This window comes from Rhizobium sp. SYY.PMSO, assembly GCF_046840415.1.
Taxonomy (GTDB): domain Bacteria; phylum Pseudomonadota; class Alphaproteobacteria; order Rhizobiales; family Rhizobiaceae; genus Rhizobium.
In genome coordinates this window covers 980597-995814 of the sequence record NZ_CP177351.1, presented here as the reverse complement: position 1 = coordinate 995814, position 15218 = coordinate 980597, and the positions used below count along the sequence as shown (strand labels likewise).

The 15218-nt window shown below is 57.5% G+C and carries 11 protein-coding genes; 4 read left to right on the top strand and 7 right to left on the bottom strand.

Annotated elements, in window-relative coordinates; translation table 11 throughout:
- Positions 1-374: 374 nt before the first annotated feature.
- The gene (locus ACJJVH_RS31240; RefSeq protein ID WP_412066387.1) at positions 375-1274 is read left to right on the top strand and encodes a TRADD-N-associated membrane domain-containing protein; all 900 of its coding nucleotides are present in this window, start codon (positions 375-377) and stop codon (positions 1272-1274) included.
- Positions 1275-1737: 463 nt separating this feature from the next.
- Here ACJJVH_RS31240 and ACJJVH_RS31235 read toward each other — a convergent pair whose 3' ends face one another.
- On the bottom strand, positions 1738-3144 hold the full coding sequence (locus ACJJVH_RS31235) for an RtcB family protein (protein WP_412066386.1): 1407 nt from the start codon (positions 3142-3144) through the stop codon (positions 1738-1740).
- Positions 3145-3447: 303 nt separating this feature from the next.
- Between ACJJVH_RS31235 and rtcR the strand changes: the two genes are divergently transcribed.
- Positions 3448-5052, top strand: a complete 1605-nt coding sequence (rtcR, locus tag ACJJVH_RS31230) for an RNA repair transcriptional activator RtcR (protein WP_112803923.1) — start codon at positions 3448-3450, stop codon at positions 5050-5052.
- 162 nt (positions 5053-5214) lie between these two features.
- Here rtcR and ACJJVH_RS31225 read toward each other — a convergent pair whose 3' ends face one another.
- From ACJJVH_RS31225 to ACJJVH_RS31200, 6 genes are all read right to left on the bottom strand, one after another.
- On the bottom strand, positions 5215-7020 hold the full coding sequence (locus ACJJVH_RS31225) for a hypothetical protein (protein ID WP_412066385.1): 1806 nt from the start codon (positions 7018-7020) through the stop codon (positions 5215-5217).
- Positions 7021-7463: 443 nt separating this feature from the next.
- Entirely contained in the window at positions 7464-8084 is a 621-nt protein-coding gene (locus tag ACJJVH_RS31220) for a VOC family protein (protein ID WP_113436220.1), read from the bottom strand.
- Positions 8084-9250, bottom strand: a complete 1167-nt coding sequence (gene solA, locus ACJJVH_RS31215) for an N-methyl-L-tryptophan oxidase (protein ID WP_412066384.1) — start codon at positions 9248-9250, stop codon at positions 8084-8086. The genes ACJJVH_RS31220 and solA overlap by 1 nt, the downstream gene beginning before the upstream one ends.
- Before the next feature lie 31 nt (positions 9251-9281).
- Positions 9282-10832 (bottom strand): amino acid ABC transporter permease/ATP-binding protein, encoded by a 1551-nt coding sequence (locus ACJJVH_RS31210; protein ID WP_113436219.1) that lies wholly within the window; start codon positions 10830-10832, stop codon positions 9282-9284.
- A 72-nt stretch (positions 10833-10904) separates the two neighbouring features.
- Positions 10905-11702: an ABC transporter substrate-binding protein gene (locus ACJJVH_RS31205; protein ID WP_412066383.1), complete on the bottom strand. Its 798-nt coding sequence runs from the start codon at positions 11700-11702 to the stop codon at positions 10905-10907.
- A 156-nt stretch (positions 11703-11858) separates the two neighbouring features.
- The gene (locus ACJJVH_RS31200; RefSeq protein ID WP_113436217.1) at positions 11859-12389 is read right to left on the bottom strand and encodes a CGNR zinc finger domain-containing protein; all 531 of its coding nucleotides are present in this window, start codon (positions 12387-12389) and stop codon (positions 11859-11861) included.
- Between the two features lie 716 nt (positions 12390-13105).
- Between ACJJVH_RS31200 and ACJJVH_RS31195 the strand changes: the two genes are divergently transcribed.
- Entirely contained in the window at positions 13106-14299 is a 1194-nt protein-coding gene (locus tag ACJJVH_RS31195; RefSeq protein WP_412066382.1) for an ABC transporter substrate-binding protein, read from the top strand.
- 23 nt (positions 14300-14322) lie between these two features.
- A complete protein-coding gene (locus tag ACJJVH_RS31190; protein WP_412066381.1) occupies positions 14323-15195 on the top strand; it encodes a branched-chain amino acid ABC transporter permease in 873 nt (290 codons plus the stop codon).
- Positions 15196-15218 lie beyond the last annotated feature (23 nt).

Genomic DNA, 15218 nt, shown 5'->3' with positions numbered 1-15218 from the left:
AAATTCTCCTCTCCGGATGAGAATGATGGCTCTACAATTTTGCGCTCTACATTTTGCATCTGGGTGTGAGGGGAGGAATTATCAATCTGCGACGATGAAAAAAATCCGGCCGTTCCGCCGATTACCAGTTGGGAGTTGAGCGAGCCGTTCAAGGTTTGCGCGGAGCTTGAGGAAATCGGGCTCGGCGCGTGGGTAGGTAACGACCTTCTTCTCTATGTCGACGGATTGCAGGCCTTTTTCGTGATGTCGTGCAAGGAGGGCGCGCGGCGGCGCTCATAGGCTATGACTTCGGTTGAAGGCATCGCAGAAGCGACCCTTTTATTTACAGTTGTATTGCTATAGCTCCTCCTCGCGTTTGAACCGGCGAGGGGCCGATGCTTGGTCGATTAGTTGAAATTCTGAATATCGTATTCATCGATCTTCTGCGGAAGAACAAGATCCTGCGGGGAGCTTTCCTTGTCGTTGCGGTCGGGCTCTCCGGAGCAAGTCTTGCCTTGGCCTATGCAGCAACCGTTGGGCACGTCTTCGTGGGCGGGCGCGAGCTTAAACTGATTGATACGCTGCCTGTCCTTCTGACGAGCCTGTTCATCGTCTTCTGGTTGCTCGTATCCGTCGCGGTGAGCGCGATTGATCCTGAGCGATTGAAGGAAGTCCTTTCAAGCAAAGACGAAGATCATTTCGTAAGTGTATTTGCTGAAAGCGTGCTGGACCCGATAGCGGCGACAATCAGGATAGGCAGAAGCGTGGCCGAAGTCCGTCGTGCGCATAAGGAAGAGGTCATCGGTCCGCCAACGCAAGAGGCGCAAGAGCAGACGGTCGTTGAGGAAGACATCATCACCGGCATACGGGGTAACCTCGGCCACCTGATCGAATATTACAAGATGAACAAGAGTCAGGCGCGCAACAGCTTCAATGCGAGCTTGTATTCCATTATTGCGGGTTTTGTCACCCTCGTCATCGGTGGCATCTGGGCCTATACGGCCGAGCGGAACGACCTCACGGCGTATCTGGTGCCGTTTGCAGGCGTCATCCTTCAGTTCATCGGCGGCGGGTACTTCTATTTGTACAACCGTAGCCTCATTCAGCTGAACTTCTTCTTCTCGCGGCTGGCGCAGATGCAAGACACGCTGTTGGCAATCCATCTGACCGAGACGATACCGGATGGGGATGATAAAAACAGGGCGCTTGAACGGCTCATTTTCGTGGTTGCAGAACGGAGCACTACCGCTCCTGCATATCTTAGCCAAGAGGATTTGAAGAAGAAGGCATCGTAGTGGGTAGGCCAGAAATAACCGAGCGGAACTGCATAGAGATTGGCGTCGCGGCGGATCTGAAGCGGCACGGCGCCGATCGCCGCTGGGGGAATCGCCTTGAATTGCTGGAGGATTGCCCCGATCTGGGTTTCCAGTTCAACTCCCTCACGCAACGATTTGAGAAGGGTACTGGTCTCGAGCGACAGAATTTCGCGATTCTTTTTCATCGATTACTTCCTCGTTCGAGCCGTCGAATACACGCGATGCCTTGAGCGGGGAAACGCAGTAGAAAAAGAGCAAGGCAGCGACTGCAGGTTTCATATCTTCTCGAATATCAGGTTGTTGGACCAAGGCGCAATTGTCCGCAATTGGGATAGGCGCGCCTTTGAATGATGCTATGTCGCTAGGGCCAGATGCTCCAAATTGGCCGCTTTCAAGCATGATGCATGCAAGGGAAGGCGGACTATGCCGCCTTCCCCGATGTTTACTGGCGCTTCTTCCGCCAAGGTGCATTCTTCTGCCAGTCGCCGGCCATGATGCTGCCGTATGGGATCACCTCGTCGACTACTTCGGCAAGGCCGTAATGCTCGATCTGTGCCCTCACGTTGGCGGCGCTCTTGTAGGCGCTCGGCAGCTCCGACACGTCGGCAAAACCCGAGAAGAAGCGAACGTCGAGACCGCTGGTCTCCTTCTCCAGGATTGCCGCGATGTTGTTCGGGCTGAGCCCACGCGAATCCGCTCCGTACTCCGCCGACAGCTGCCGCACATGCGCGCTGCGCGAGATGTTGCGGCCGGCGCCATGTGGCGAGAAGCCGAGACCATGAGCGGCATTCGTTCCGCGAACGATCAGCACCGGTTCCGCCATGTTGAGCGGAATGATGGTGAGGTCGGTCGCATCATGTGCCCAGTTGTCAAACGCAGGCGTCGCGCCCTTTCCATGGTAGAACAGCCCGTCCGATTTCCGGAAAACGAAGTTGTGTTCGTTCCAGAAGCGATCGGCGATCTTGGCCGAGAGCTTTTCCGCCGCCATGTCGTGAAGGACATAGTGGTTTTCCTTCGTCCATTGGCGGATCGTCTGCAAGGCCGACCAGTAGAGGTCACCTTCCTCGGTATCCGCCGGAATCCAGGCATTCTCGCGATGGGTCTCGGGTGACATCTGCTCGCGGAACCGATTGGCGACCTTCATGCCCTTGTCGTAGAGCCGTGCACCGGGAGCTCGCGATCCATGATGGGTGACGAGCGCCGTTTCGCCGGTCGACTTCATGGTTCCGACATAGGCGAAATGATTGCCGTCGCCCTGGGTCGCGAAGTGTTCGATGCCGACGCTCAGCGCTCCGTCGCGCAGATAGGGATTCTGCTCGAAACCCGACAGCGTCGCTTCGGAAGGCTTGAACTGTGCGCCGCGCGGACGGCCGCCCGGGCCGAAATGCGTCACGGCATGCACGGCCTCCAGCAGCGATTTCGGATCGACGCCTGGAAAGATCGAGATCGCCATCGAGCAGCAGATATCAGCCGAATGCATGCCAGGATGGATCGCTTCGGAAGCGACGACACCGCCGACAGGAATCGTACCGATCGGACCTGCGGGGCACGCGTCCGGCATGATTGCTGCGGAACGGACAACAGGCGTACGAACCAATGCGCGCATCGTCGCGTGGACCTTTTCGACATTGTCCTGCTCGAAAGCGTTTTCGGCGCGGATGTTCGAATAGATCTCGATATCGTTTTCGGCCCGCAAGGCGAGTGTTGGCCCAGGCTGGAAAGCCTTTGCTGTCTCCAGCGCATCCGCCATCGAGCCGCCGTTGCTCAAAACCGAGTTGGCGGCTTCGAGGGCTGGGCGAAACCACTTTCCCTGGCTCATGCCGGCGTCGATCAAATCCTGTCCGCTCATTACCGTTGTCATCGTCTTTTCTGCGTTTGCAGTCCTTCTATTAGATCGCTTCGTTTCACACACCGCTTGGTTGACGAACGCTGCAGAGGCCATAACGGCACCATTTTGTTTCGTTCGTACCAGATACAGTTCAAGAGGCGTGCCAGTTTGGGGAGATGGACGGGGTGGCGAGAATGTTTCTCATATCTATTTGTTTTAGCAGGATAAATTCTTATCATGCCGCTAGAGAAGTCTGCAGTTGCGAAATCGGATGCCTGGGAGATATTATCCAACTGTCTAGCGGACTATAATTTTGGATAAGTCATGAAGCGGCGTGTTGCCATCAGCATATTGGGAACGACCCTTGATGCGGGGAAATGGGATAACCGTTGGAGCCGCTGGCGCCCGACCGTCGCTCTTTGTCAGCAGCCAGGGCTCTTCATCGACCGGCTGGAACTGATCCACGACAATCATGCACAGCCCCTCAGCCATCGCATCATCAGCGACATAGGAACAGTTTCGCCGGCAACTGAGGTGCGCAGCAATGTCATCAGCTTCCGCGATCCATGGGATTTCTCCGAGGTCTACACAAACCTCAGGGACTTTGCCCGCGACTACAGCTTCGACCCTGATACCGAAGATTATCTCGTCAACATAACCACCGGCACACATGTGGCCCAGATCTGCTGGTTCCTGCTGACCGAGGCGCGCATCATTCCCGGCCGGCTGTTGCAGCTCTCCCCGCCACGCGATCGGGAGGGGGAACAGGATGTCGTCGGTACGCACCGGGTTATCGACCTGGATCTTTCCCGTTACGACGAGATCGCCAAGCGTTTCGCGTCGGAACGGGAGGATGCTGCCTCCTTCCTCAAGTCCGGCATATCGACCCGCAATGCTGCCTTTAACCGTATGATTGACGAGATCGAGAGAGTGGTCATCCGATCGACTGCACCGGTCCTCCTGACCGGACCAACCGGTGCCGGCAAGTCACAGCTTGCCCGCCGGATTTACGAATTGAAGAAGAGCCAACGGAAGATCAGCGGGCCTTTCGTCGAAGTCAACTGCGCAACTTTGCGTGGCGACCAGGCCATGTCTGCGCTGTTCGGCCATGTGAAGGGCGCTTTTACCGGTGCTGCCAGCGAGCGCGCTGGTCTGCTCAAATCTGCCGACAAAGGCGTCTTGTTCCTCGATGAGATTGGCGAACTCGGCCTCGACGAGCAGGCCATGTGTCTGCGTGCGATCGAGGAGAAGAGATTTTTGCCGGTCGGCGCCGATCGCGAGATGTCAGCGGATTTTCAGCTGCTGGCTGGGACCAATCGCGATCTCGGCGAGGATGTTCGGAAGGGACGGTTCCGCGAGGACCTCTACGCCCGGCTCAATCTCTGGACTTTCCAGCTGCCGGCATTGCGCGAGCGCAAGGAGGATATCGAACCCAATCTCGAATTCGAACTCAGGCGTTATCTGGAGCGGGAGGGCGAGAACGTGACCTTCAACAAGGAGGCGCGGGAACGCTATCTGACGTTCGCGACCAGCCCGCAAACCGTCTGGAGCGCCAATTTCCGCGACCTGTCGGCTTCGGTGACGCGCATGGCAACACTCGCGCCACATGGGCGTATTACGACGGAGGTGGTGGACGACGAAATCAAGCGCCTCAATGCGTTTTGGCGACGCGCGACCGATGACGATGGGACGGATGCGATCATTGAAGATGTGCTGGGCGCAGAAGCTGCCGCCCGCCTCGATCGTTTCGACGCGGTGCAGCTTGCAACCGTTCTTCGGACCTGCCGTGAGCACGTAACGGCAAGCTCTGCCGGCAGAGCTTTATTCGCGGTCTCGCGATTAGAAAAGAAAAGCAGCAATGACGCAGATCGCCTAACGAAATACCTCGCGCGCTTCGGCATCAGATTTGAGGACGCCAAACAGTGGTAACGACGGCAGGCTCGGCAGTGCTTCTCTCCAAAACGCCGAAAGGTGAGCTTCATAGTTCAGCCTGATTTAAATAACATATTCTCAAAGGCATAGCAGGCTTATGAGTTGTTTAAAACGCCGGGTCGCAGGATCGATCCCTAATCAAGAATAAGGCGAAACAAATTATGCTCGCACAGGCGCCCTGTGACTGATAGACAATGAAAGGCAGCCTGGAAGTTCGCCTACGCTGCCTTTAAGACGCTCTTTGACAATGTCCGCTGTGTCCCAGGCGCTTTCTTCGCCCGAAAGAAATTCGCCAGGGCTCTCGGATTCGGCGTCATCGTCCACTTTCCACTCTTCAATGAATCTTGCGTGGGCCAGGGCAACCACCTCCGGTGTTTTCTGGCGGTGATAGAATGCCGCTACTCGCATTTCACGATGAAGCGGAAGGTTGGAATCATATTCGTGCTTGCGTCTGCGAGCTTCCTCTAAGACCTCTTCGGTAAATGCCACCTTTGACAAGGAAGTACGCAACCGTCTGGAAGTATCAGAGAGGTCCGGTAGTGCAGGGTAGAAATTCCGCCGCTCACCGCTCAGATCAAATTCGGCCGTGAAATTGACCTGTCCGGTCAGCTGCGTTTCATCAAGCATCCGAGCCAGTGCAACAGCGATGGGGTGGTGGGCCGCTATCATTCTGGGGGTGGTAAATGTTGAGCCACCTAACTGATACCACTCCGCTTTGTGCCCCTCGTGCTTGTTGATAGCCAAGGGCGCTTCTATTCGATCTGCGACACGTTTAACGATGAGTGCGTGGAAATTTGCGATACGGGTAGCTTGATAGGTCCGGAGCGTGAATTTCCTTCCAATCCTTGAGATGGGTAGATCATATAATGAAGCCCAGTCTAGCGATCTCTGAAAGAGTTCTAGCCCAGTCAGGTTCGGGTCGCGCCAATCATCGAAGAGGAATTGGGCACCCGCAAAACGCTGAGGAGGATTCCGGCGGGTATCTGTCGCAACACGACTTCCGTTCGGGCCCTCTTCCCCCAACCAGACGACGGCTTCAGTTAACGCGAGGTCCTCCATTGACACTCTGACCTTCTCCGTCCGAATCTTCTCGTCGGCGCCAGCAAGACCGTTTGGACGGATCACCGTATGATTGGGAATGGGGACGGGCGTTATTTCAGTAGCTGTTTTGGGAGGTGGTGCTGTTCGCGGGACTATAGCCCGATCCGGTTCCAATTCATTGCCCGACTGGACATCGAAAGAGTAGATCCGCCGAAACTCGCAGCCCAGTGACTTTGTCGCATCTTGAGAGAGAGAAAGGCCTCTGATCCCCTTCTTCAGTGCACCGAACACGTTGCGACTGTCGTAACCCTCTTCTGCAAATACCCTGCGGATGAGGTGCTGGCGCCAGGAAGGTGGAACTTTAGTCGCGATCTTGGCGCGTGCTCGAGCAACCTCGTCCTTCGGCACCTTGCGGATTTCGATCTCTGCCTCGATATCGACGTCACCGAAATCTTCGCGATCGAGTTCGAGAACGCTACCGAACAGTCTAAGCTCCTTCACACGTGCAATGCGATCGGGATCGCTGTTAATTCTCCGTGCTCGATTGATTACTTCTTCGATAATGACTTCCGCTTTTTGTCGAGATAGACGTGGACCAAGGTCATCAGCGACAAGGCGAAGTCCGTGCTCCGACAGATCCCAATCTAGACTCCCCCCATATTGGCTATGCCATTTAAGATATCCGGCGACAGCCAGCCGGCGAAGGAAAACATCTGCCTCCTCTGCAGGGATCTTAAGATGTTCGATGGCTGTGGCCAGAAGGGAGCGGGCCTGTCTAGTTTCGTGCTTTAAAAGGAGACTGCGGATGGTTGTGAGGTCCGTACCCGGCACGATAGGATGTTTAGACATGGCACCAAAGTAGCTCTTGGATGAAACAAGTCCAGATATGCGTATATCTTCGTAATCCGCAACCCAAGATTCCATATGAAGCCGCCAGCGAAAATTTGCGGCGCGGGGCGTCTTTGACGCAGGCCATTTGGCATTAATCCGTGTTTTCAAGGAGATATTGCCCGGTTCGTATACTTTCACATCAACTGATCTGATTTCTTAGAATGTGTTTTGCGGTTCAAAGAAGCATCGGAGCGAAGTGCAGGTGCCGGCTGCTTTGCGCTTCCATCAGACATCAAACGCGCTCCTGCACGTGCCTGGAAGCGGTGTCAACGCCGGAGTAAAAGCCGGCCATTCGCGGGAGTAATAGTCGGCGACGGCCGGCCCGCGCATGAGACTCCTGAGACCGGAATGCCGAGCCGGGTAATACCGAATAGCGTCAGCGCGCCGCCGGTACGAACCTGATGGCTCGGTGATCTGCTCACAACGGTGATGGGCAGACCGCTGGGCGATCGCCGGCGGCTTTAATAGGCGTCGGCTCAGGGGATGTTGAACGGTCCCTGATTTCCGGCAACCGTCAGCGTCAAGCCGGGCTCCGGCTGCTCGACGATCGTGACGTCCAGCCCAAGCCTTTCGTAAAGGCTTTGGAGCTTTACCGCCTCTGGATGTCCGACCCGAAACTCTGTTATCCGACCTCCGTCAGGTGCTTCCAGGGATGGGTGATTGGCGGTCTTCCAGGTCATGATATGCGGCATGGCTCGGCCGAATTCGGTCGAGCCGGTTTCCAGAAATTCCCAGGCCAGAGTTTCGCCCGCCTTGGTGCGGCGCGAGCCGGCTACACGACGGGTCGCAATACCGAAATCCGCCAGGGCTTTCTCGGCCGCGTCGAGATCTTCGGTCGCGACGGCGAAGAGAAACAGGTCGCTCCCAGTCTGCGCAGCCATCCACTCGCCGTTATTGCCGACTTGGGACTGCTCCGGATCGGGGCCGTCCAGCGCGAGATAGACACCCGGACCGAGGCTCACGAGCGCGTTGCGCGTGCCCTGGCCGGGATGCGAACCACCTGGCTGCGGGCGAACGCCGGTGCGGGCCTCGAAACGTGCCATCTCATCGTCGAGATCAGGTGAGGACACGGCGAAATGGTCCAGTCGCACGCTCATTACGGCACCATGGTTTCGTTGGGAATCGCGTCGAACGAGCCGAGTGCCGGCGAGCGGAAGATGGAGATGTCCTGCTCGACCTTTTCTTCGAGCGCCAGCCGCGCGGCGATCTCGCCGAAAATAGGCGAAAGCTTGTAGCCGTGTCCGGAAAAGCCGTAAAGCGTCACGAGGTTCGAACAATCTGGATGCAAGTCCACCACCGCGTTGCCCGAAGGCGTCCAACTGTCCATGTAGGCGCCGACGCGGACAGGGTCGGGAATGATCCCCGGTAGGTAGTCGCGGATCATACGGCGCCAGCGAATGAACCAGGCGGACTCGACATTCCTGTTGAGCTTGTCCGGATCCTCGAAAACTCCATGCGAGCCGTTGCGGCCGAGCTTGACGCTGTCGCCGTTGATCATCGGCCAGCCACAGAAATCGAGCCCGCCGGAAAGCCGCATGAAGATGGGGAAGACGTCCGGCTGGAACAGCGTGTCGTTTTCCGTGCGATACCAGGCGAGCACGATGCGGACGAGCTTGTGGTTGAGCTCCGAGCCCGGAAGGAGCCGCCGCGTCCAGGGTCCGGCGGTCAGCACAAGCTTGCGGACCCGCCATTCCTGCGTGTCCGAATAGACCGTCGCGCCATGCTGGCTAAATTCGATGTCGCGGATCGGGGTGTAGCGATGTAGCGTTGCGCCAAGTGATTCCGCTTGGCGGGCAGCCACCATGTTGGCTCGATCGGGCCTGACATAACCAGCCCAACGATCCAGAACTGCGACTTCGCCGGGATCAAGCGTGTGGACCGGATAGCGTTCACGCACTTGGCTCGCCGACAGGATCTCGTGGTCGAGATCGAAATTCCGGCAGGAGGCGATGACGTTGCGCATGTAGTCGGAATCTTCCTGCGCCATGGAGATCGCGCCGATCAGGTTCAGCAGCAAGGTGCCGGTATCGGCTTCTAGTTCGTTCCAGAGATGTCGCGACTTGATCAGAAGCGGGACATAGGCCGGCCCTTCCTTGTAGGCGGTCCGGAAAATCCGGCTCTCGCCGCCCGAAGCGCTCTGGTCATGGCCGGGAGCCAGGCGATCCCAGCCCAAAACGCTAACCCCGCGCTTGGCGAGCCGCCACGCGGTCATTGAGCCCATTGCGCCCAGACCGACTACTCCGACATCCGCATCGAACGTCATGACATGCCTTTCTCGCCATTCCGGCGTGAATTCAGAGAACTTGTTTGAGGAAGGTCCGCAACCGGTCGGATTGCGGGGTATCGAAGATCTGCGCAGGCGTGCCCGTCTCGATGACTTGACCCTGATCCATGAAGACCACACGATCGGCGACATGGCGGGCAAAACCCATTTCATGCGTCACGACAACCATCGTCATTGGGCCGGCCGCGCCGTCACCATGAGCGAGCGCTTCCATGATTTCGAGAACGCCTTTCACGAGCTCCGGGTCGAGGGCCGAAGTCGCCTCGTCGAACAACATGATCTGCGGCTCCATCGCCAGCGCGCGGGCAATCGCGACACGCTGCTGCTGCCCGCCGGAGAGCCGAAAGGTGCGCGAATGCAGCTTGTCCGACAGGCCGACGCCGGCAAGCTTTGCCGCGGCGAGCGCATGGGCGGCGGTCCCGCTCATCCCCTTTACCTTGCGCAGCGCAAAGGCGACGTTTTCGATCACGCTCATATGCGGGAACAGGTTGAAGTTTTGGAACACCATTCCGACCTTGGCACGAAGCTCGTTAAGCTGGCGTTCCGACTCCGGAAAATCGCGGCCGAGCACTTCGACGCGGCCCTTGTCCGGTGTCTGCAGCCCGTTCAACGTTCGCAGCAGGGTAGATTTACCCGATCCGGACGGACCGATGATGCAGACGACCTCGCCACTGTGCACGGTCAGGTCGATGCCTTTCAGCGCCATGAAGTCTCCGAAGCTCAACGATAGGTCGCTGACCTGGATCACGGGCGCGCCCAAGGTCTTCTTCTTCCGCTTCGCCGGGAGCGCGGTCTCGATGGCAACCACCGGAGCGAGCCGTTCCGGCTTGTGCAGCCAGAGGTTCGTCAGTCGGGATGGCAGCAAGGAGCGACCTTCCCGCAAGCGGCGGTCCATCAAATTGACGAGGTGGGTCAGCGGCACGGTGATGATCAGGTAGGCGATGCCGACTGCCGTGAGCGGCGAGAGGTTGCCGGTGCGCTGGGCGATGTCCTGGCCGATGCGATAGAGCTCTCGCTCCGACACCATCAGGCCGAGGACGAAGATCAGGCTCGAATCCTTGACGATGTTGATGAATTGGTTCGTCAGCGCCGGGATGACCCGCCGGACGCCCTGCGGAAAGACGATCTGCAGCATTGTGCGATGCTTGCCGAGGCCGAGAGAGCGGGCCGCTTCCGCTTGGCCGCGATCGACGCTCTGAATGCCCGAGCGCAGGATTTCGGCGATATAGGCGCTCGCGACGATAGAGATCGCGATGATGCCGTAGGGATACGGGTTCTGCCCGAAGGGCCGGAAGCCGGCAAATGGAAGGCCCTGGCCGACGAGGAAGATGGTCACGATCGCAGGCAGTCCGCGAAAGATGTCGATGTAAATGCGGGCGGCATAGCGCAGCACCCAGATGCGGGAGATTGCCAGAAGCGCCAGCGGTGCGCCGATCAGGGCGCCGAGTATGCTCGAAAACAGGGCCACTCTCAGCGTGTTGAGATAGCCGGTGCGCAGGATCTCGGGGATCACCATCGCCATGTAGTCGAGGTTGAAGAATGTATTCCAGAAACCTTGCATCGTGCCGTGTGCGCCCGCGAAGAGACGGGCCGGACACCGCGTGGGGCACGCGCGGCAACCGGCTCCGATGGCTTACTTGGCGGGCTTGAAGTCTGCGCCCGGCAGCGTGGGAACGTTGGCTCCGATCCACTTCTTGTAGATCTCCGCATATTCGCCGTCATCGATCATCTTGCCGATCGCCTTGTCGACGGCGGCAAGCAGATTCGGCCTGTCCTTGGCAATGCCGATACCGGCAGGCTGGTCGGTGTTCGGGATGGAGACGACCACCTTGAGGGGCTTCGGCGATTCCTTGACATAGATCGCTGCCAGGCCGCCATCGAAGAAGGCTGCATCGATCTGACCGGACTGCAGCGCGATCTGGATCGCGGCCGAATCCGGGAATGGTACCACCGAGGCATCCTTGTAGGTGTCGTTGGCGTAGGTTTCCTGGATGCTGGCGGCCACGACGCCGAGACGTTTGCCGGCCAAGCCCTTTTCATCGGCGATGCCAGAATCGGCCGCTGTCAGGATGGTGTAGGACCCGACGAAGTGCGGGCGGCTAAAATTAATGATCTGCAGGCGCGGAAGGGTGATCGAGTGCGAGCCGGCCGAGATGTCGCAGACATGGTTGGCGACGGCGGCGAAGATGCCTTCGAACACGGTCGTGCGGTATTCGGGCTTTAGGCCGAGTTCCTTCGCAATCCCTTGCGTGAAGGAGATTTCATAGCCCTTCATCTCGCCGTCGATCACCGACGACATGGGAGCATTTGCATCGACCACGCAAACGGAAAGCTTTCCCGGCTCATTCGTTTCGACGTCCTGCGCCTGCGCGGCAGCGAAGGAAAGCATGCACAATGCCGCCGCAGCGGCCCCAGTTTTGATCAGTTTCATCGTTCCCAGTCTTTCTTGTTGGTACCGGCGTAAGCCGGGCTTCGCCGTAATGTGCTAATTACAGTTAGCACATTACGATATAGAAAATGGGATTCAAGAGGAAAATTCGCCGCGAGAAAAATCGGCTAGAAGGGTGGAGCAGGCCAGGCCTTCTGGTCAGGCTCGGGCGCGAAAAGCCGCAACATGGGTGCGGTTTCCGCAGGTCTTCGGATCACAGTAGATCTTCGACAGGTTCTTGGTCGTATCGATGAAGACGTTGTGACAGTCCTCCGCCGAACAGCATTTCAGGCGTTGGGTTTCTCTATGGATGATCAACGACATCACCGACATGGCGCTGGTCGAGCGCAAGCGCTCGGCAAGGTCGAAATCGTCACCAAAGAAGTGGATGTGCCAGCCATAGCCTTCTTCGTGATTGAAGATACGCGGCGAGAAACTGAGATCGGCCAGTTCCGCATTGGCGATCCGTGCCAGCTCATCGACGGACGCGCCGAAGATAGAGCGAAAGCGGAGAGCGAGTGCCGCAATCTGATCGCGGTCGTGCGCGGTGACGGGCCGACGATATGTCATGCCGTAGCGGCGGCGGATATCGTCGATCAGACGCAGGTCAATGCCGTCTCCACCGGAGTGCGCGGCGTTGACCAATTCTGCAACGACAAACAGGTCGCGTGTCACTTCCGCAGGCAGCATCTCGAATCCTAGTCGATGAGTGGATCGCTTTCTCGTAGGATAGAAAGGGCGGCAAATGCAATTATTAATGATATTGTGTCTGCTTCCACGACACTCTAGCCTGACGGGTCGTCGGTTCGCATCCGTTCAAGAGCGAAATATTTCCCTTCATCTTGCCAACAGAGGCTTGATTGTTCATTTGTATCAAATCTCACCCGGTTTTGCATTTCGTCGTGAGCCGTTGGTCGCTAGAGAGGTGAGGGGCGATCTGAGGGCTACTTTAATCCTAACTAAATCCTCAACCCTCCAGTTCATAAGGGCAGGATCGTCCTATCCTCTGTCAAATCCGGCGACTCAGTTGAAATAACTGATGCTGACCACTGTCCCCTTACAAGGCCACAGATTTCATTTAAGAGCCTCGTTACGCTGCTGGCCTTATCCGCCAGCCGAACACGGGTTTCGGAAGCTTATCATCTCAGCGAGTTGGTCCGATCTTGTTGACACAAGATATTTTTGATCTTTTTTTGTGTGGCTCATACTCCGTCACAGAAGACGTCTGCCTCAAGGCCTGCCATAAGGAATCACTATGGCGGCAGAGTAGAGTTGTGTTGGCCAAGCTCTGATGCATGAACTTACTGTGAGATCGTCGGCTAAGGCCGGCTCTCGAGAACCGCTTAAGCGGCATAAACGGTCCAGAACGGACCGATAAGAATGTTTCCTAACACGGAGCGGAACAGATGACCCATTCACTTAGCCGCAGAGCTCTCTTTGTCTCCACTGCCCTCCTGACGCTGGCCGCCGCGGTGCCAGGGTTCCCGATTTCCGCGAAAGCGGATGGAGATCCGATCAAGCTGGGCATCGTCGCGCCGATGAGCGGCCCAAATGCGCGTTACGGCGCATTCTCGATGCATGGTGCGGAACTGGCAGCCAAAGAAATCAACGACGCAGGCGGCGTCGACGGCCACAAGATCGAGCTCTACAACGCTGACAGTCAGGGAACGCCGGTCGAAGGCGTCTCAGCGACGCGCCGTCTGATCGATGAAGACGAAGTCGGCTTCATCATCGGCGATGTCTCCAGCTCTGTCACCTTGGCCATGCAGCCGGTTGTTGAGGATGCCGGCATCCTTCTCCTCAACGCCGCGTCCTCCAATCCGAAAATCACCTATGGGGCAGGCGTCGGCGGTTACAAATGGACCTTCCGGAATTATCCAACTGATGAGAACCGTGCTTTGATCGTTGCGAAATACGCAGCCGAACAGCGCGGTTTCACCAAGTTTGCAGTATTGTCCGTTGACACGGATTATGGTCGCTCGGCGATCGAATTCACCAAGAAATACCTCCCCGAGTTCAAGGGCGAAATCCTCAGCGAAGACTACTACAAGGAAGGTGAGGTCGACTTCCGCAGTGTGTTGTCGAAAATTCGCGACAATGGCGCGCAGGCGATCATCATGTACGGCCTTGCCGACACGACGCCCATCGTCGCGCGACAGATGGTGGAGCTCGGTCTCGCGGGCAAGGTGACCCTCATCGGTAATGGCGAATTCAATACGGCAAAGACGATAGAATCTGCGCCAACCGCGCTTGAAGGTGCCATTGAGGCTGCAGCCTGGCTGCCTGCCTGGGATTCGCCTGAAAGCAAGGCATTCGTCGAGAAGTTCACGACGACTTACAAGGATGCGCCCAATAACCACGCCTACGTTCATTGGGATACGGTGCATCTGCTTGCGGAAGCGATCCACGAAGCAGGCAGTATTGATCAGGAAAAGGTTCGCGATGCCCTTTCCAAAATCAAGTATAAGAGTCCCGTGGGCGAGGTTACCTTTGACGATCACAATCAGGCGCGCTTGCCGATGATCCTCCTGCAGATCGAGAACGGCAAGCCCAGCATAAAGGGCGCCTACACCGCAGATATCAAGTATCCGACCGAGTGATCTGGCCGGGAGGAGCGCTACCCATGTTCTCGACTATCCTCGAGCAGGTCGTCAACGGCATCGTCACCGGTTCCGTCTACGCGATCGTCGCCGTCGGCATGACGATGATCTTCGGCGTCCTGCGGGCAATCAACTTCGCTCATGGCGAGTACTACATGCTGGGAACATTCGGTGCGTGGTTCGCAATCGACTATCTCGGCCTGTCATACGAGGCGTCGATCGTGGTCGGTGTCCTGTCGACAATCGTGATCGCCTATGTCGTCGGACGTTTCGTGATGCAGCGCATGGTCGGCGCTCCGGCAGAGGCGGGGGTGCTTGCCACGCTCGGGATTGCTCTCGTCTTGCAGAACACAGTCATTCTCGTCTTCGGCGGTGGCTACAAATTCTTTTCGGGGGGCTATATCCAGCCGGTGTCGATCCTCGGTTTCAGCATTGCCGAGCAGCGAATCCTGATCCTGATCGTGACGCTTCTGGTCTTCATCGGCCTGGAGCTGATGGTTTCCTACAGCCGCATGGGCAAGGCCATGCGGGCGGTCTCGCAGAACGTGGAATGCTGCGAGGTAGTCGGCATCGACGTCTCGCAGGTCGTGCTACGGACGTTCATCCTCGGCGCCGCTCTCGCTGCTCTTTCGGGAGTGCTGACCGCACCGGTCAACGTGAGCGTCTACGGAGGCATGGGTGAGCTCATTACCTTCAAGACGCTTCCCATCATCATCATGGGCGGTCTCGGAAACGTTCGCGGCACGTTCTTCGCGGCCATGATCCTCGGGATCGCCGAGAGCCTGGTTGCCACCTATATCGGCCTGCAGTTTCGCGACACGGTCGGCTTTGCGACCCTCATTCTGATGCTGATGTGGCGCCCCCACGGCCTCTTCTCCACGCAGGCGCGCTTCTAGGCACGCCGCAGGTTCATTCTCGA